We start from the raw sequence: 17,726 nt of genomic DNA, 5'->3' as shown, positions 1-17,726 counted from the left end.
GAACAGGCGACCGAACGACGGCGAGGGGCGGGGCCGATGAAGGTGCTGGGGGTGGACCCGGGACTGACCCGGTGCGGGGTCGGCGTGGTGGACGGGGTCGCCGGGCGTCCCCTGACCATGGTCGGCGTCGGCGTCGTGCGGACCCCGGCGGACGCGGACACCGCGCACCGCCTGGTGCTGATCGAGCGCGGCATAGACGAGTGGCTCGACACCCACCGCCCCGAATGCGTCGCCGTGGAGCGGGTGTTCAGCCAGCACAACGTCCGTACGGTCATGGGCACCGCCCAGGCCAGCGCGGTCGCCATGCTGTGCGCAGCCCGCCGCGGACTGCCGGTCGCGCTGCACACCCCCAGCGAGGTCAAGGCCGCCGTCACCGGCTCGGGACGAGCCGACAAGGCGCAGGTCGGCGCGATGGTCACCCGCCTGCTGCGGCTCGCCGAGCCGCCCAAGCCGGCCGACGCCGCCGACGCCCTCGCCCTGGCCATCTGCCACATCTGGCGCGCCCCCGCGGTCAACCGCCTCCAGCAGGCCCAGGCCGCGGCCCGTCGCACCCCCGCTCCCGTACGCACGCTGAAGGGCACCCGATGATCGCCTTTGTCTCCGGCCCGGTCGCGGCCCTGGCACCGGATCTCGCCGTCGTCGAGGTCGGCGGTGTGGGCATGGCCGTCCAGTGCACGCCGAACACCCTCTCCGGCCTCCGGGTCGGCGAGCACGCCAAGCTCGCCACCTCCCTCGTCGTCCGCGAGGACTCGCTCACCCTCTACGGCTTCGCCGACGACGACGAGCGGCAGACCTTCGAGCTGCTGCAGACCGCCAGCGGCGTAGGCCCCCGGCTCGCCCAGGCGATGCTCGCGGTGCACTCCCCGGACGCGCTGCGGCTCGCGGTGTCCACCGGGGACGAGAAGTCGCTGACGGCCGTACCGGGCATCGGCAAGAAGGGCGCGCAGAAGCTGCTGCTGGAGCTCAAGGACCGGCTCGGCGCACCGACCGGCGCCGCCCGCCCGGTGGCCCGGGCCGCGGCGCCGGCCGGCTGGCGCGATCAGCTCCAGGCCGCGTTGATGGGGCTGGGCTATGCCGCGCGGGAGGCCGACGAGGCGGTCGCCGCGGTGGCGCCGCAGGCCGAGGCGACCGCCGCCGCGGGCGGCACGCCGCAGGTGCCGCAGCTGCTCAAGGCGGCCCTCCAGACCCTCAACCGGGCCCGCTGACCGACGCGCTCCGGCGCCCCCGACCCCACGACCACGCAGGCGGCCCGGCCGCCCCGACCCCGCGAGGCAATCCGCAGTGAACTGGGACGACACCGCACCGTCGACCGCCGAGGAGAGCGCCGGCGCCCCGGCCGACCGGCTGGTGGCGGCCGACGCCGATGGCGAGGAGAACGCCGTCGAGGCCGCGCTGCGGCCCAAGGACCTGGACGAGTTCGTCGGCCAGGAGCGGGTGCGCGAGCAGCTCGACCTGGTGCTGAAGGCGGCCCGGGCCCGTGGCGCCACCGCCGACCACGTTCTGCTCTCCGGGGCGCCCGGGCTCGGCAAGACCACCCTCTCCATGATCATCGCGGCGGAGATGGGCGCCCCGATCCGGATCACCTCCGGTCCCGCCATCCAGCACGCCGGCGACCTGGCGGCGATCCTCTCCTCCCTGCAGGAGGGCGAGGTGCTCTTCCTCGACGAGATCCACCGGATGTCCCGGCCCGCCGAGGAGATGCTCTACATGGCGATGGAGGACTTCCGGGTCGACGTGATCGTCGGCAAGGGGCCGGGCGCCACCGCCATCCCGCTGGAGCTCCCGCCGTTCACGCTGGTCGGGGCGACGACCCGGGCGGGGCTGCTGCCGCCGCCGCTGCGCGACCGGTTCGGCTTCACCGGCCACATGGAGTTCTACGCCCCCGCCGAGCTCCAGCGCGTTATCCACCGCTCTGCCGGCCTGCTGGACGTGGCGATAGAGCCCGAGGGCGCCGCCGAGATCGCCGGTCGCTCCCGCGGCACGCCCCGGATCGCCAACCGCCTGCTGCGCCGGGTCCGCGACTACGCCCAGGTCAAGGCCGACGGCGTGATCACCCGCGAGGTCGCGGCGCAGGCCCTGGGGGTCTACGAGGTCGACGGCCGTGGGCTGGACCGGCTCGACCGGGCGGTGCTCACCGCCCTGCTCAAGCTGTTCGGCGGCGGCCCGGTCGGGCTGTCCACCCTCGCGGTCGCGGTGGGGGAGGAGCGCGAGACGGTCGAGGAGGTCGCCGAGCCCTTCTTGGTGCGCGAGGGGCTGCTGGCCCGTACGCCGCGCGGCCGGATCGCGACCCCGGCGGCCTGGGCCCACCTCGGGCTGGTGCCGCCGCAGCAGGCGGGCGGCGGACAGCACGGCCTGTTCGAGGCATGACGGCGCGGAGACTCGCCCGGTCAGGAACTGCGGTGCGATGCTGGGCGTTGTTCCTGTGGTGCGGACTCGCTTAGACTCCGCCGATGCCGTCCGTCAGGATCGGTATACCCACCCCGCTATATGAGACCGCGAGAGAAGCGGTCGTGCGAAGGATTTCCGTCCCGTGCCCAATATCGTGACTCTCCTCCCCTTCATCGTCCTCATCGGGGCCATGTTCCTGATGACGCGGTCCGCCAAGAAGAAGCAGCAGGCGGCCCAGCAGATGCGCAATGAGATGCAGCCCGGCACCGGCGTCCGGACGATCGGTGGCATGTATGCCACCGTGAAGGAAATCCACGAGGACACCGTCCTCCTGGAGGTCGCTCCCGGCGTGCACGCCATCTACGCGAAGAACGCCATCGGCGCGGTGCTCGCGGATGAGGAGTACAACCGCATTCTGGACGGTGCCGACCCGATCGTCGCCGAGGAGAGCCCGGTCGTACCGGACGATGTCTCGTCGCTGACCGGTGACGGTGCCGACAAGGCCACCGAAAAGGGTGACAAGTCCGGCAAGATCGACCTGGGCAAGGCCGAGGCCGGCGAGGGCACCGAGCCCGCCGCCGACAAGGCCGAGGCCGCTGAGGCCGCCGAGGGCGACAAGGCCGGAAAGGCCGACGAGCCGGCCGCCGAGACCGGCAAGGACAAGAAGGCCGGCGACGCCGACGCGAAGTAGTCCGTTCCGTAACGTGGAACCGCGGCACGCCCCCGATCGGGCGCACCGCGGTTCCCGGACGGTCTAGGCTCCGGCGGGGGCACGTCCCCACAAGACTTCGTGGCCGCTCGGCAGACATCCCAGGCCGAGGGGTTGGACAGGGAGAAACGACAAGGTGGCAGCACCGAAGAAGGGCCGCAGGGCGCCCGCGAGCCAGGGGCATCCGGGGCGCACCCTGATCCTGGTCCTGATCGCGATGGCGGCGCTCATCGGAGGCATGTTCTACTCCGGCACGATGACTCCTCGCCTGGGCATCGACCTGGCGGGCGGCACCAGCTTCACGCTGGCGGCGCAGAACCAGCCGGGCAAGCCCAACGCGATCAACGAGACCAACATGAACACCGCCGCCGGCATCATGGAGCGGCGGGTCAACGGTCTCGGTGTGACCGAGTCCGAGGTCCAGACGCAGGGCAGCAACCACATCATCGTGAACATCCCCAAGGGGACGGACGCGAAACAGGCTCGCCAGCAGGTCGGTACCACCGCCCAGCTCGCGTTCCGGCCGGTGCTGACCACCGCCGCCGGCACCAAGGCCCCCGAGCCCACGCCCAGCCCCTCGCAGGGCGGCAAGGGCAAGGAAGGTGAGAAGGCCACCGGCGGCAAGGGCTCGCAGCAGAGCGCCTCGCCGACCCCGAGCGCCAGCTCCACCAGCCAGGGCCGCGCGGTCACCGACGCGCTGAAGAAGCCGTCCGCCTCGCCCTCGGCCTCCGCGTCGGACAAGTCCTCGACGCCGCCGACTCCGCCCGTCCCCGGCGGCGCTGACATCCCGCCCGCCCTGCAGAAGCAGTTCGCGGCGCTGGACTGCTCCACGAAGAAGGGCCTGGCCCAGGCCAATGAGCAGGCCGCCGGCTCCAAGCCCACCGACCCGGTCGTGGCCTGCAAGGACGACGGTTCGCAGAAGTACGTGCTCGGCCCGGTAGGCGTCGAGGGCACGGACGTCAAGGACGCCAAGGCGGTCTTCGACAGCCAGCAGGGCCAGGGCTGGATCGTCCAGATGGACTTCACCTCCGACGGCGGCAAGAAGTTCGCGGACATCACCGGCAAGCTCGCCACCAAGACCCCGCCGCAGAACCAGTTCGCGATCGTGCTGGACGGCGCGGTGGTCTCCGACCCGCGCGTCAACGAGCGGCTCAACGGCGGCAACGCCACCATCTCCGGCGGCTTCACCCAGCAGTCCGCCGAGGACCTCGGCAACATGCTGTCCTACGGTGCGCTGCCGCTCTCGTTCAAGATCGACGACGAGACCACGGTCACCGCGGCGCTCGGTGGCGAGCAGCTGCACGCCGGTCTGATCGCCGGTGCCATCGGCCTCGCGCTGGTCATCGTCTACCTGGTCGCCTACTACCGCGGGCTGGCGCTGGTCGCGCTGGCGAGCCTGGGCGTCTCGGCGATCCTGACGTACACGATCATGACGTTGCTCGGCCCGGCCATCGGGTTCGCGCTGAACCTCCCGGCGGTCTGCGGCGCCATCGTCGCCATCGGTATCACCGCCGACTCGTTCATCGTCTACTTCGAGCGCATCCGGGACGAGATCCGCGAGGGCCGCACGCTGCGCCCGGCCGTCGAGCGCGGTTGGCCGCGGGCCCGCCGCACGATCCTGGTCTCCGACTTCGTGTCGTTCCTGGCCGCGGCGGTGCTGTTCATCGTCACCGTCGGCAAGGTGCAGGGCTTCGCGTTCACGCTCGGCCTGACCACCCTGCTCGACGTCGTCGTGGTCTTCCTGTTCACCAAGCCGCTGATGACGCTGCTGGCCCGGCGGAAGTTCTTCTCCGAGGGTCACTCCTGGTCCGGTCTCGATCCCAAGCGTCTGGGCGCCAAGCCCCCGCTGCGTCGTCGTCGCACCGCCCCCACCCAGACGAAGGAGGCGTGAGATGTCCAAGCTCGGCAACCTCGGCGCCCGGCTCTACCGCGGTGAGGTCGGCTACGACTTCATCGGCAAGCGGAAGATCTGGTACGGCGTCTCGATCCTGATCACCATCACGGCCATCGTCGGCCTGGCGGTGCGGGGCCTGAACTTCGGCATCGAGTTCTCCGGCGGCGCGGTCTTCACCACCCCGAAGACCTCCGTCTCCACCTCGGAGGCCCAGCACCACGCCGAGTCGGCCGCCCCCGGCCACCAGGCCACGGTGCAGAAGCTCGGCGGCGGCGCGCTGCGCATCCAGATCAGCGGTCTGGACACCAAGCAGTCGCTGCCCGTCCAGGAGGAGATCGCCAAGGACCTCAAGGTCCCGGTCAAGGACGTCAACACCCAGCTGGTCGGCCCGAGTTGGGGCGAGCAGATCGCCAACAAGGCGTGGCTGGGCCTGGGGATCTTCATGGTCCTCGTGGTGCTCTACCTGGCCATCGCCTTCGAGTGGCGGATGGCGGTCGCGGCACTGGTCGCGCTGATCCACGACCTGACGATCACCGTCGGCGTCTACGCCCTGGTCGGCTTCGAGGTCACCCCGGGCACGGTCATCGGTCTGCTGACCATCCTCGGCTACTCGCTCTACGACACCGTGGTGGTCTTCGACAGCCTGAAGGAAGCCTCCAAGGACATCACCAAGCAGAGCCGCTTCACCTACAGCGAGATCGCCAACCGCAGCATCAACGGCACCCTGGTGCGCTCGATCAACACCACAATCGTGGCGCTGCTCCCGGTCGCCGGGCTGCTCTTCGTCGGTGGCGGCGTCCTGGGCGCGGGCATGCTGAACGACATCTCGCTGGCCCTGTTCGTGGGTCTGGCCGCCGGCGCCTACTCGTCGATCTTCATCGCGACGCCGCTGGTCGCCGACCTGAAGAACGGCGAGCCGGAGATGAAGGCGCTGGCCAGGCGGGTCGCCGCCAAGCGCGCCTCGGCCGCCGCCAAGGAGGCCGCCCGTCAGGATGAGGGCGGCGCCGGTGAGGCGGAGGGCGCCGAGGACGACGCCGAGGGCGCCGCGGTGGTCGGCCAGCGCGGACAGACCGACACCCGTGGCCGTGGCCGCGGCGGCCGTCCCTCGGGGAGGCGTCGATGAGCGCCCCCGTCGAGCTGCGCGAGCTGCTGCTCAGCCGGATCTCGGACGTCCCGGACTACCCGCAGCCGGGCGTGATGTTCAAGGACATCACCCCGCTGCTCGCCGATCCGTCCGCGTTCCGCGCCCTGACCGGTGCCTTCGTCGACCTGTGCGAGCGTTTCCGGGCGGACAAGGTGGTGGGCCTGGAGGCCCGCGGCTTCATCCTCGCCGCGCCGGTCGCGGTGGCCGCCGGCATCGGTTTCGTCCCGGTCCGCAAGGCCGGCAAGCTGCCCGGTGCGACGCTCGGCCAGGCGTACGAGCTGGAGTACGGCACCGCGGAGATCGAGATCCACGCGGACGCGCTGGCGCCCGGCGACCGGGTCCTGGTGATCGACGACGTGCTGGCCACCGGCGGCACCGCGGACGCCTCGCTCCAGCTCATCCGACGGGCCGGCGCCGAGGTGGCGGGCCTGGCGGTGCTGCTGGAGCTGGGATTCCTGGACGGCCGGCAGCGGCTGGAGGAGGGCCTGAAGGGCGCTCCGCTGGAGGCCCTGATCACCGTCTGAGAGCCCGCTCGGGGCTCGTCGCCGGCACCGTCCGGCACCCGTGGCGATAGTGGGGGCATTCGGAACATTCCGGATGCCCCCGCTGCTGTGTCATGTACGGACCCATGGCCGCGGGGCAGTCATGGCCATGGGCTCGATACCATGGCACCCCGGCCGCTTCGAGGCCCTGGGGTCCGTACCCGCATGAGGAGTGCTCTTGCCAGACGAGGCCCAGCCGCTCTCCCCCGGACCGCGTCCGACGGGAACCCCCGCCGTGCGCCCGGACGAGCCGAAGCCGCAGTCCGCGGTTTCCTCCGACGCGCCGAAGCCCGAGCGGCAGGGCGCGGCCGACGGCACCGCCGCGCCCACCGCGTCCCAGGCCCCCGCCGGCCGGTCCCGCCCGTCCCCGGCGTCGCAGCCGCCGGCCAGGAACCTGCCGGCCGGTCCGGTCGGCCGCTCCGGCTCGCCCAACCGCGTCCGGGCCCGCCTCGCCCGTCTGGGCGTCCAGCGCTCCAGCCCGTACAACCCGGTCCTGGAGCCGCTGCTGCGGGCCGTGCGCAGCAACGACCCCAAGATCGAGACGGCCACCCTGCGCCAGGTCGAGCGGGCCTACCAGGTCGCCGAGCGCTGGCACCGCGGCCAGAAGCGCAAGAGCGGCGACCCGTACATCACCCACCCGCTCGCGGTGACCACCATCCTCGCCGAGCTGGGCATGGACCCGGCGACGCTGATGGCGGGGCTGCTGCACGACACCGTCGAGGACACCGAGTACGGGCTCGACACCCTGCGCCGGGACTTCGGCGACCAGGTCGCGCTGCTCGTCGACGGCGTCACCAAGCTGGACAAGGTCAAGTTCGGTGAGGCGGCGCAGGCCGAGACGGTCCGCAAGATGGTCGTCGCGATGGCCAAGGACCCGCGGGTGCTGGTCATCAAGCTCGCCGACCGGCTGCACAACATGCGCACCATGCGCTACCTCAAGCGGGAGAAGCAGGAGAAGAAGGCCCGCGAGACGCTGGAGATCTACGCCCCGCTGGCGCACCGGCTGGGCATGAACACCATCAAGTGGGAGCTGGAGGACCTCGCCTTCGCGATCCTCTACCCCAAGATGTACGACGAGATCGTCCGGCTGGTCGCCGAGCGGGCGCCCAAACGGGACGAGTACCTCGCGATAGTGACCGACGAGGTCCAGGCCGATCTGCGGGCCGCCCGCATCAAGGCCACCGTCACCGGCCGGCCCAAGCACTACTACAGCGTCTACCAGAAGATGATCGTGCGCGGCCGCGACTTCGCCGAGATCTACGACCTGGTGGGCATCCGCGTCCTCGTCGACACGGTCCGGGACTGCTACGCGGCCCTGGGCACCATCCACGCGCGGTGGAATCCGGTCCCCGGCCGGTTCAAGGACTACATCGCGATGCCCAAGTTCAACATGTACCAGTCGCTGCACACGACGGTGATCGGCCCCAGCGGCAAGCCCGTTGAACTCCAGATCCGTACCTTCGACATGCACCGGCGCGCCGAGTACGGCATCGCCGCGCACTGGAAGTACAAGCAGGAGGCGGTCGCCGGCGCCTCCAAGGTGCGCACCGACGCGCCCAAGGGCAGCGGCAAGGGCGTCGGCCAGGACACCGTCAACGACATGGCCTGGCTGCGGCAGTTGCTGGACTGGCAGAAGGAGACCGAGGACCCGGGCGAGTTCCTGGAGTCGCTGCGCTTCGACCTCTCGCGCAACGAGGTCTTCGTCTTCACGCCCAAGGGCGACGTGATAGCGCTGCCCGCCGGCGCCACCCCGGTCGACTTCGCGTACGCGGTGCACACCGAGGTCGGCCACCGCACGATAGGGGCGCGGGTCAACGGCCGTCTGGTGCCGCTCGAATCGACGCTGGACAACGGCGACCTGGTGGAGGTCTTCACCTCCAAGGCGCCCGGCGCGGGCCCGTCCCGCGACTGGCTGAGCTTCGTGAAGTCCCCGCGCGCCCGCAACAAGATCCGCGCATGGTTCTCCAAGGAGCGCCGCGACGAGGCCATCGAGCAGGGCAAGGACGCCATCGCCCGGGCGATGCGCAAGCAGAACCTGCCGATCCAGCGGATCCTGACCGGCGACTCCCTGGTCACCCTCGCGCACGAGATGCGCTACCCGGACATCTCCTCGCTCTACGCCGCCATCGGCGAGGGCCATGTCGCCGCGCAGGGCGTCGTCCAGAAGCTGGTGCAGGCGCTCGGCGGACAGGACGAGGCCACCGAGGACATCGCCGAGTCGACGCCGATCCGGCCGCGCTCCAAGCGCCGGTCCAGCGCCGATCCGGGCGTGGTCGTCAAGGGCGTGGACGACGTGTGGGTGAAGCTGGCCCGCTGTTGTACGCCGGTGCCGGGCGACCCCATCATCGGGTTCGTCACCCGCGGCAGCGGTGTCTCGGTGCACCGCGCGGACTGCGTGAACGTGGACTCGCTCTCCCGGCAGCCCGAGCGGATCCTGGAGGTCGAGTGGGCGCCGACCCAGTCCTCGGTCTTCCTCGTCGCCATCCAGGTGGAGGCGCTGGACCGCTCCCGGCTGCTGTCGGACGTCACCCGGGTCCTCTCCGACCAGCACGTCAACATCCTCTCCGCGGCCGTGCAGACCTCCCGCGACCGGGTCGCCACCTCCCGCTTCACCTTCGAGATGGGCGACCCCAAGCACCTGGGCCATGTGCTCAAGGCGGTCCGGGGCGTCGAGGGGGTCTACGACGTCTACCGGGTGACCTCGGCACGTCGGCCCTGAGCGCGGCGCGGGGCGGACGGCGGGGGAGACGAGGGGGAGGGCGATGGGGGAGGACGTGCTCGGCGGGCGGTACCGCCTCGTCCGGCTGATCGGCCGGGGCGGGATGGGCGCCGTCCACGAGGCGGTGGACACCGGTCTGGACCGCCGGGTGGCGGTCAAACGGCTGCTGTCCGTGGGCGGTCCGGACGCGGCCTCGACGGCCCTGCGGCGCTTCCGGCGGGAGGCCCAGGGACTGGCCCGGATCAGCCACCCGGGAGTGGTGCACGTCTACGACAGCGGCGTCCACGAGGGCACGCCGTACATCGTGATGGAGCTGCTGGACGGGGTGGGACTGGCGGAACTGGTCGAGAGGCACGGGCCGCTGCCGCCACCGCTGGCCGCCGAGGTCGGGCTGGGCATGTGCCGGGCGCTGGCCGCCGCCCACGCGGCCGGTGTGCTGCACCGCGACGTCAAACCGACCAACGTCGCGATCACCCGCGCCGGCCGGGTGGTGCTGCAGGACTTCGGCCTGGCACGGCTCGTCGAGGAACCGGCCATCACCCAGGCCGGTGCGCTGATCGGCACCCCGCAGTACATGGCCCCGGACCTGATGCGGGGCGAACTCCCCGGCGCCGCCGCCGACTTGTACGGGCTCGGCGCCTGCCTGTACCTGATGCTGACCGGCACGCCGCCGCTGGGCACCGAGGCCGTCGACGTCGGCGCGCTGGTGGAGCTGGCGGTCGGCCCGGGCGTCCCGCGGTTGGCCGGCCGGGCCGGCGGCGGGCTCCCGGAGGAGCTGGCGCGGCTGGTGGACGCGTTGTGCCGGCAGGATCCGCGGGACCGGCCGTCCGCCGCGGAGACCGAGGCGGCGCTGGCGGAGCTGCTGGACGCGGACGGCGGGCGGGGACTGCGGGAGCTGGTGGCGCGCTGCGTCCGCGAGCAGGCCGTGGAGTTCGTCTACAGCCCGCCGGCCCTGGACGCCTCCGCGCCGGAGCTGCTGGACTGGGCGGCGATCCCGCAGTCGGAGCCGGCCGGCCCGGACGTCCACCGGCCGCTGACGCTCAGCGACGGCACCCGCCAGCTGCTGCTGCGCAGCATGACGGCGGAGAGCGCCCGGTCCCGCCAGCGCGAGGCGGTCAACCTCGTCCTGCGCGGCGACATCCAGGAAGCGGTGCGGATGATCACCGCGGTCGCCCAGGTCTGCGCCTCGGCCCTGGGGCCGGATCATCCGACCACCCTGACCAGCCAGTACTGGCAGGCGGTGTGCCTGGCGCGGCTCGGGGCCGGCGCGGAGGCACTGGAACTGTTCTCACGGGTCAACGCGGCAACCGAACACAGGAGGGGGCGGGATCGTGACTGATCTCGACGTACGGGCGGCAACGGAACCGGGCGGCGACCCGGAGGAGGAACTCCGTTCCCTGATGCGGTGGTTGCACGAGGACGAGGGGCTGCACCGCCAGGTGCGCGGCACCCTCACCGCCTCCCGCGGCCCCCGGCCCGGCGAGATGGGCCTCGGCTTCGACCTGCTCCAACTGGCCCTCGGCACCGCGGTCTCCGGCGGCTCGCTCGCGGTGTCGGTCCTCCAGTGGCGGGACGCCCGCCGCCGCGCCCCGGAACTCACCCTGCGCGCCGGCGAGATCGAGATCCGCATCCCGCGCGACGCGGCCGGCGACCCGGAGACGCTGCGCCGGATCGCCGCTCTGCTCGACGAGGCCCGGGAGCCCGGGGGCGATGACCGGACTGCCTGATCCGGCCACCTCCCGGGCCGTACTGCTCGGCACCGCCTCCTACCGCCACCTCGACGCGCTCCCGTCCGTCGAGGCCAACCTGCGCGACCTGGCGGCCACCCTTGGCGACGCCACGGTCTGGGGCCTGCCGGAGCCGCACTGCGAGGTGGTGCTCGACCCGGGCAGTGCCGACGCGATGCTCGACCCCGTGCACCGCGCCGGCGACGAGGCCACCGACACCCTCGTCGTCTACTACGCCGGCCACGGCATGCGGGACACCGAGTCGGCTGACCTCTACCTCGGCCTGACCGGCTCCCGGGACGGCGTCGGCTACACCGCGGTCGCCTACCAGCACCTGCGCGGCGCCATCCGGTCCGCCCGGGCCCGCCGCAAGATCATCGTCCTGGACTGCTGCTTCAGCGGCCGGGCCGTCCGCACGCTCGCCGGCCGGGGCGACGTCCTGGCCGCCCGGGCCGCGGTGGACGGCGCGTACGTCCTGACCGCCTCCCCACGGGACCGGGTCGCCCTGGCCCCGGACGGCGAGCGGCACACCGCCTTCACCGGCGAACTGCTCGGCATCCTCCGGCACGGCCTCACCGACGGCCCCGAACTGCTCGACCTCGACACCCTCTACCGGGCGCTGACCGAGCGGCTGGGCGCCAAGAACCGGCCCCTGCCGCAGCGGGCGCAGGAGAACGGCGTGGGACGGCTGCCGCTGGCCCGCAACCGGGCGCTGGCGCAGCGCCGCGCCCCCGCCGGGCCGGTGCTCGACGCCGAGGTCCGCGCCGCCATGGTGGCGTCCGGCCTCGGTCTGGCGCGGATGCTGCGGGCGACCGGCAACAGCCGCGACGCGCTGCCGGTGCTCCGGCTCGCCCTCAGGGAGCGCGGCCCGAAGGACGCGGGCAGCCTGCTGCCGGTGCAGCTGGAGCTCTCCGAACTCCTCGCCGAGACCGGGCAGATCAAGGAGGCCATCGAGGTCCTGGAGCAGGCGTTCCACCAGGCCCGTCAGGTCTACGGCCCGGAGGCCGTGCTGGTCTGCCGGCGGCTGGCCGACCTGCTCCAGGAGTCCGGCAACCACATCCAGGCGTGCGAGGTGCTCAAGCACGCCCTCGACCTGATGGAGACGGGCCACCGCAGCCGGCTGTGAAACGCCCCGGAACAGGCCGAACGGCCCGCCGGGAATCCCGGCGGGCCGTCACAGGGGGTGCGGCCGCTCAGCCGCCGAACTCCTCCAGGCCCTTCAGCGCCTGGTCCAGCAGCGCCTTGCGGCCCTCCAGCTCCCGACCGAGCTTGTCGGCCTTGGCGGTGTTGCCGGCCGCCCGGGCCTGGTCGATCTGCTTCTGGAGCTTGTCGACGGCGTCCTGGAGCTGACCGGTCAGCCCCGCGGCGCGGGCCCGCGCCTCAGGGTTGGTCCGCCGCCACTCGGCCTCCTCGGCGTCCTGGATGGCCCGCTCGACGGCGTGCATCCGGCCCTCGATCTTGGGACGCGCGTCCCGCGGCACGTGGCCGATGGCCTCCCACCGCTCGTTGATCCCCCGGAACGCGGCCCGGGCCGCCTTCAGTTCGGTGACCGGGAGCAGCTTCTCCGCCTCGGCGGCCAGCTCCTCCTTGCGGGTCAGGTTCTCCCGCTGCTCGGCGTCCCGCTCCGCGAAGACCTCGCCGCGCGCCTGGAAGAAGACGTCCTGCGCACCGCGGAAGCGGTTCCACAGGTCGTCCTCGTGCTCGCGCTGGGCGCGCCCGGCGGCCTTCCAGTCCTGCATCAGCTCGCGGTAGCGGGCGGCGGTGGCCCCCCAGTCCGTGGAGCCGGACAGCGACTCGGCCTCGGCGACCAGCTTCTCCTTGGCCTTGCGGGAGTCCTCGCGCTGCGCGTCCAGCGAGGCGAAGTGCGCCTTGCGCCGCTTGGAGAACGCCGACCGGGCGTGCGAGAAGCGGTGCCACAGCTCGTCGTCGGCCTTGCGGTCCAGCCGCGGCAGGCCCTTCCAAGTGTCCACCAGCGCCCGCAGCCGCTCGCCGGCCACCCGCCACTGCTCGCTGGCGGCCAGCTCCTCGGCCTCGGCGACCAGCTTCTCCTTGGACTGCCGGGCCTCGTCCGTCTGCCGGGCCTTGGCCGCCCGGCGCTCCTCGCGCCGCGAGTCGACCACGGCTACCAGCGCGTCCAGCCGCTTGCCCAGCGTCGCCAGATCGCCCACCGCGTGGTGCTCGTCGACCTGCTGGCGCAGGTGGTCGATGGCGGTCTGTGCGTCCTTCGCCGAGAGGTCGGTGGTCTTGACCCGCCGTTCCAGGAGGTCGATCTCCACGACCAGGCCCTCATACTTGCGCTCGAAGTAGGCGAGGGCCTCCTCGGGAGTTCCCGCCTGCCACGATCCGACGACCTGCTCGCCATCGGCGGTACGCACGTACACGGTCCCCGTCTCATCGACGCGGCCCCATGGGTCGCTGCTCACAGCGCCTCCTCCACATGATGCCGACGCGGGCCTGTGGCCCCCCGGCATCGTCCACAGTTTCTGTCCGGCGGGGCAGCGCCCCGGCCGGTCCGACGGGCTGAATTGCGGTGAGGGTGGCAGGCCGTCGGAGCAGGCACCCTACACAACGCCAATCTAGGCGACCGGAGGTCGGCTGTCCGCATCCAGCACGACCGAAATTGCCGCCGGGACGCCGGAACGCGCCCCCGGCCGGCCCGATCGCTCAGGATTTGCCGACCGTCGCCCGGTCGATGACCACCGTGGCGTTGGGCGCGGTGTTGCCGGTCGCCGGTTCGGGGTGCGAACCGGCGTCGGCGATCTTCTTCAGGACGTCCATCCCGCCGGTGACCCGGCCGAACGGCGTGTAGTTCGGCGGCAGCTGGCTGTCCTTGTAGACGAGGAAGAACTGACTGCCGCCGGAATTGCGGGTCTTGGGGTTCGTGCCGTCGTAGCGGTTGGCCATGGCGACCGTGCCCGCCGGATAGACATTGCCCTTGATCCGCGGGTCCTTGAGGTTCTCGTCCGGCAGGGTGTAGCCGGGCGTGCCCTCGCCGGTGCCCTTGGGGTCGCCGCACTGCAGGACGTAGATGTTCTGGTCGACCAGCCGGTGGCAGCGGCTGTGGTCGAAGTAGCCCTGGCCCGCGAGGAAGGCGAACGAGTTCACGGTGTGCGGCGCCTTGGCCGCGTCCATCGTGAACGTGATCTGCCCGCAGGTGGTGGCCAGTCGGGCGGTGTACGGCGCCGAGGCGTCGATCGCCATCGCCGGCTCCTTCGGCCAGGTCTTCTTCGACGGCGTGCCCGGGGCGGGCCGGGCACACGGGTCGGCGGACGCGTCGTCGGTGGTCGACCGGTCGCCGCCGATCAGCTTGACGGACGCGTAGGCGGTGGCGCCCGCGGCCAGGGCCACGGCCACGACGCCCGCGATGAGCACGTTGCGGCGCTTGGCCCGCTGCGCGGACTCGACCCGCCGCTGCTGCTGGCGCGCGTACTTCTGCCGGGCGAGTTCGCGCCGCCGCCGGTCCTTGTTGACCACCGGTCGCCTCCTTGTCCTGGGCGTCGATCGCTGCCGCCGGGCCCCTCGCCGGACTCCCGCCCGCCGTTCCGGGCGGGCGGCGGGAGGTGCGACGACGGGCGCCGGTCGTGGCCGTACCGTATACGGGTTCGCCCTGCCGGGAGTCCCGCCGGTAGGCTCTGGAGCTGCCGAGATGTTCCGGGCGCGGCCCCGCTGGCCGCTCCCCGCCGATCTTTAAGGACGAACGTGCTGATTGCCGGGTTCCCCGCCGGGGCCTGGGGGACCAACTGCTACCTGGTCGCCCCCGCCGCCGGCGAGGAGTGCGTGATCATCGATCCGGGCCACCAAGCGGCCCCCGGGGTCGAGGACGCGCTCAGGAAGCATCGGCTCAAGCCCGTCGCGGTGATCCTCACGCACGGCCACATCGACCACGTCGCGTCCGTCGTCCCGGTGTGCGGTGCGCACGACGTCCCCGCCTGGATCCACCCCGAGGACCGCTACATGATGAGCGACCCGGAGAAGGCCCTGGGCCGCTCCATCGGTCAGCAGCTCATGGGCGAGCTGACCGTGGGCGAGCCGGACGACGTCAAGGAACTGGCCGACGGCAGCCTCCTGGAACTGGCCGGATTGGAGTTCTCGGTTGCGCACGCCCCGGGCCATACCAAGGGGTCGGTGACCTTCCGGATGCCCGAGCAGGCCGACATCCCCTCGGTCTTCTTCTCGGGCGACCTGCTGTTCGCCGGCTCCATCGGACGTACCGACATGCCGGGCGGCGACCACGCCGAGATCCTCACGTCGCTGGCACGCGTGTGCCTGCCGCTGGAGGACTCCACCGTCGTCCTGTCCGGCCACGGCCCCCAGACCACCATCGGCCGCGAGCGCGCCACCAACCCCTTCCTCCGGCAGGTGGCCGCCGGCCTCGGAGACGGCATCCCGACCGCCGCTCCGCGACGAGGAATGTGACGAGAACCTTCCGTGAGCACCTTTCAGGCACCCAAGGGCACCTACGACCTGATCCCGCCGAACTCCGCGACGTACCTCGCGGTGCGCGAGGCGATCTCCGTACCGCTGAGGAACTCCGGCTACGGCTACATCGAGACGCCCGGCTTCGAGAACGTCGAGCTGTTCGCCCGCGGTGTCGGTGAGTCCACCGACATCGTCACCAAGGAGATGTACGCCTTCGAGACCAAGGGCGGCGACAAGCTCGCCCTGCGCCCCGAGGGCACCGCCTCCGTGCTGCGCGCCGCGCTGGAGGCCAACCTCCACAAGGGCGGCAACCTCCCGGTCAAGCTCTGGTACTCCGGCTCGTACTACCGCTACGAGCGCCCGCAGAAGGGCCGCTACCGGCACTTCTCGCAGGTCGGCGCAGAGGCGATCGGCGCGGAGGACCCGGCGCTGGACGCCGAGCTGATCATCCTGGCCCACCAGGCGTACCGCTCGCTGGGCCTGCGCGACTTCCGGATCCTGCTGAACTCGCTCGGCGACAAGGAGTGCCGCCCCGTCTACCGCGCCGCGCTCCAGGACTTCCTGCGCGGGCTGCAGTTGGACGAGGACACCCGCCGCCGGATCGAGATCAACCCGCTGCGGGTCCTGGACGACAAGCGCGAGGCGGTCCAGGAGCAGCTGATCGGCGCGCCGATGCTGCGCGACTACCTCTGCGAGGCGTGCAAGACCTACCACGAGCAGGTGCGCGAGCTGCTGACCGCGGCGGGTGTGGCCTTCGAGGACGACCCGAAGCTGGTCCGTGGCCTGGACTACTACACCCGCACCACCTTCGAGTTCGTCCACGACGGCCTGGGCTCGCAGTCCGCGGTGGGCGGCGGCGGTCGCTACGACGGCCTGTCCGAGATGATCGGCGGCCCCGCGCTGCCGTCCGTCGGCTGGGCGCTGGGCGTGGACCGCACGGTGCTCGCCCTGGAGGCCGAGGGCATCACCCTCGACATCCCGGCCGCCACCGCCGTCTACGCCGTCCCGCTCGGCGAGGAGGCCCGCCGGGTGCTGTTCGGCAAGGTCACCGAGCTGCGCCGGGCCGGTGTCGCGACCGACTTCGCCTACGGCGGCAAGGGCCTGAAGAACGCCATGAAGTCCGCCAACCGTTCCGGTGCCCGGCTGGCCCTGGTCGCCGGCGAGCGGGACCTGGCCGAGGGCGTGGTCCAGCTCAAGGACCTGGTGAGCGGCGAGCAGACCCCGATCGCGCTGGACGCGGTGGTCGACGAGGTCCGGCGGGCACTGGGCTGAGCCCGAACCTTCAGATCCCGAGGGGCCCGGACGGCAGCGCGCCGTCCGGGCCCCTCGCGTCAACGGCGGCCGCACCGAATCACCCCGCATCCGCGCAGAGCGCCCCGGGTTCACAGGGAGGTGCGGCACAATGAAGGTCGCGGCCGGGTCCGCCGGCCGGGTGACACCTCCCACGGGACCGACGGAACGGCCATATGACGACGACAGAGCTTGACGACGTGTCCACCGACGACGACCACGTGGGCGCCGCGGAGACGACCGGCTCCGGTCGCGCCTTCGCCCTGCTCCTGGTGATCACCGGTGCGCTCGGCGGGCTGGCCGCCTGGGTCATCACCCTGGACAAGTTCGAGCTGCTGAAGGACCCGAATTTCAAGCCGGCCTGCAGCCTCAACCCGATCATCTCCTGCGGCAGCGTCATGCAGAGCAAGCAGGCGGAGGTCTTCGGCTTCCCCAACCCGATGGCCGGGCTGGTCGGCTTCGGGGTGGTCGTCGCGATCGGCATGGCCCTGCTGGCCGGTGCCCGCTTCCGCCGCTGGTACTGGCTCGGCCTCAACGTCGGCACGCTGCTGGCCGCGGTCTTCTGCATGTGGCTGATGACCCAGTCGCTCTACGACATCAACGCGCTCTGCCTGTGGTGCACGCTGACCTGGTGCGTGACCATCCTGATGTTCTGGTACACCACCGTGCACAACCTCAAGCACGGCATCATCCCGGCGCCCCGGGGGCTGCGCGACGCGGTCCTGGAGTTCCACTGGGTGGTCCCGGTGCTCTGGTACGGCGTGATCGCGCTGCTGATCCTGACCCGCTGGTGGTCGTACTGGAGCAGCCTGCTCTGAGCCGCCCCGGAGCCCGTCCGGACCCGTCCGGAACCGCCTCTCCGCCCCGGCCCGCCGACCCCGGCGGCCGGGGCGT

General features: G+C 72.1%; 16 protein-coding genes. 14 read left to right on the top strand and 2 right to left on the bottom strand.

The window, feature by feature from the left end; all coding sequences use genetic code 11:
* Positions 1–36: 36 nt before the first annotated feature.
* The 11 genes from ruvC (at position 37) to JNO44_RS10835 (ending at position 12,249) form a co-directional block, all read left to right on the top strand.
* Positions 37–588, top strand: a complete 552-nt coding sequence (gene ruvC, locus JNO44_RS10885) for a crossover junction endodeoxyribonuclease RuvC (RefSeq protein WP_205363435.1) — start codon at positions 37–39, stop codon at positions 586–588.
* Positions 585–1,205 carry a Holliday junction branch migration protein RuvA gene (gene ruvA, locus JNO44_RS10880; RefSeq protein ID WP_073445429.1) on the top strand — a complete coding sequence of 207 codons (621 nt, stop codon included), beginning with the start codon at positions 585–587 and terminating at the stop codon, positions 1,203–1,205. The genes ruvC and ruvA overlap by 4 nt, the downstream gene beginning before the upstream one ends.
* A gap of 76 nt (positions 1,206–1,281) precedes the next feature.
* Positions 1,282–2,367, top strand: a complete 1,086-nt coding sequence (gene ruvB / locus JNO44_RS10875; protein ID WP_205363433.1) for a Holliday junction branch migration DNA helicase RuvB — start codon at positions 1,282–1,284, stop codon at positions 2,365–2,367.
* A gap of 163 nt (positions 2,368–2,530) precedes the next feature.
* Positions 2,531–3,079: a preprotein translocase subunit YajC gene (yajC, locus tag JNO44_RS10870; protein ID WP_205363425.1), complete on the top strand. Its 549-nt coding sequence runs from the start codon at positions 2,531–2,533 to the stop codon at positions 3,077–3,079.
* Positions 3,080–3,233: 154 nt separating this feature from the next.
* Complete coding sequence (gene secD / locus JNO44_RS10865) at positions 3,234–4,988, top strand: protein translocase subunit SecD (RefSeq protein ID WP_205363421.1); 1,755 nt, start codon at positions 3,234–3,236, stop codon at positions 4,986–4,988.
* 1 nt (position 4,989) lies between these two features.
* Complete coding sequence (gene secF / locus JNO44_RS10860) at positions 4,990–6,114, top strand: protein translocase subunit SecF (protein ID WP_205363420.1); 1,125 nt, start codon at positions 4,990–4,992, stop codon at positions 6,112–6,114.
* On the top strand, positions 6,111–6,659 hold the full coding sequence (locus JNO44_RS10855; protein ID WP_073445434.1) for an adenine phosphoribosyltransferase: 549 nt from the start codon (positions 6,111–6,113) through the stop codon (positions 6,657–6,659). Before secF ends, JNO44_RS10855 begins: the two co-directional genes overlap by 4 nt.
* 196 nt (positions 6,660–6,855) lie before the next feature.
* Positions 6,856–9,396 carry a RelA/SpoT family protein gene (locus JNO44_RS10850; protein WP_205363417.1) on the top strand — a complete coding sequence of 847 codons (2,541 nt, stop codon included), beginning with the start codon at positions 6,856–6,858 and terminating at the stop codon, positions 9,394–9,396.
* A 43-nt stretch (positions 9,397–9,439) separates the two neighbouring features.
* Complete coding sequence (locus JNO44_RS10845; RefSeq protein WP_205363415.1) at positions 9,440–10,735, top strand: serine/threonine-protein kinase; 1,296 nt, start codon at positions 9,440–9,442, stop codon at positions 10,733–10,735.
* Positions 10,728–11,123 carry an effector-associated constant component EACC1 gene (locus JNO44_RS10840; RefSeq protein WP_205363413.1) on the top strand — a complete coding sequence of 132 codons (396 nt, stop codon included), beginning with the start codon at positions 10,728–10,730 and terminating at the stop codon, positions 11,121–11,123. The genes JNO44_RS10845 and JNO44_RS10840 overlap by 8 nt, the downstream gene beginning before the upstream one ends.
* A complete protein-coding gene (locus tag JNO44_RS10835) occupies positions 11,107–12,249 on the top strand; it encodes a caspase, EACC1-associated type (protein WP_205363411.1) in 1,143 nt (380 codons plus the stop codon). Before JNO44_RS10840 ends, JNO44_RS10835 begins: the two co-directional genes overlap by 17 nt.
* A 67-nt stretch (positions 12,250–12,316) precedes the next feature.
* Here the strand turns inward: JNO44_RS10835 and JNO44_RS10830 are convergent, their stop codons facing one another.
* Entirely contained in the window at positions 12,317–13,546 is a 1,230-nt protein-coding gene (locus tag JNO44_RS10830; protein ID WP_205363409.1) for a DUF349 domain-containing protein, read from the bottom strand.
* Between the two features lie 241 nt (positions 13,547–13,787).
* Positions 13,788–14,597 (bottom strand): peptidylprolyl isomerase, encoded by an 810-nt coding sequence (locus JNO44_RS10825; protein ID WP_205363407.1) that lies wholly within the window; start codon positions 14,595–14,597, stop codon positions 13,788–13,790.
* A 225-nt stretch (positions 14,598–14,822) separates the two neighbouring features.
* On the opposite strand from JNO44_RS10825, the gene JNO44_RS10820 reads away from it, so the two are divergent.
* The 3 genes from JNO44_RS10820 to JNO44_RS10810 all read left to right on the top strand — a co-directional run bounded on the left by JNO44_RS10820 (position 14,823) and on the right by JNO44_RS10810 (position 17,650).
* Entirely contained in the window at positions 14,823–15,539 is a 717-nt protein-coding gene (locus JNO44_RS10820) for an MBL fold metallo-hydrolase (RefSeq protein WP_102923657.1), read from the top strand.
* A gap of 12 nt (positions 15,540–15,551) precedes the next feature.
* On the top strand, positions 15,552–16,814 hold the full coding sequence (hisS, locus tag JNO44_RS10815) for a histidine--tRNA ligase (RefSeq protein WP_067353823.1): 1,263 nt from the start codon (positions 15,552–15,554) through the stop codon (positions 16,812–16,814).
* Positions 16,815–17,008: 194 nt separating this feature from the next.
* On the top strand, positions 17,009–17,650 hold the full coding sequence (locus JNO44_RS10810) for a vitamin K epoxide reductase family protein (protein ID WP_039638008.1): 642 nt from the start codon (positions 17,009–17,011) through the stop codon (positions 17,648–17,650).
* Positions 17,651–17,726: the final 76 nt, after the last annotated feature.

The sequence above is a fragment of the Streptomyces noursei genome (assembly GCF_016917755.1).
GTDB lineage: Bacteria > Actinomycetota > Actinomycetes > Streptomycetales > Streptomycetaceae > Streptomyces > Streptomyces yunnanensis.
This window is presented reverse-complemented; position numbering and strand designations above follow the sequence as displayed.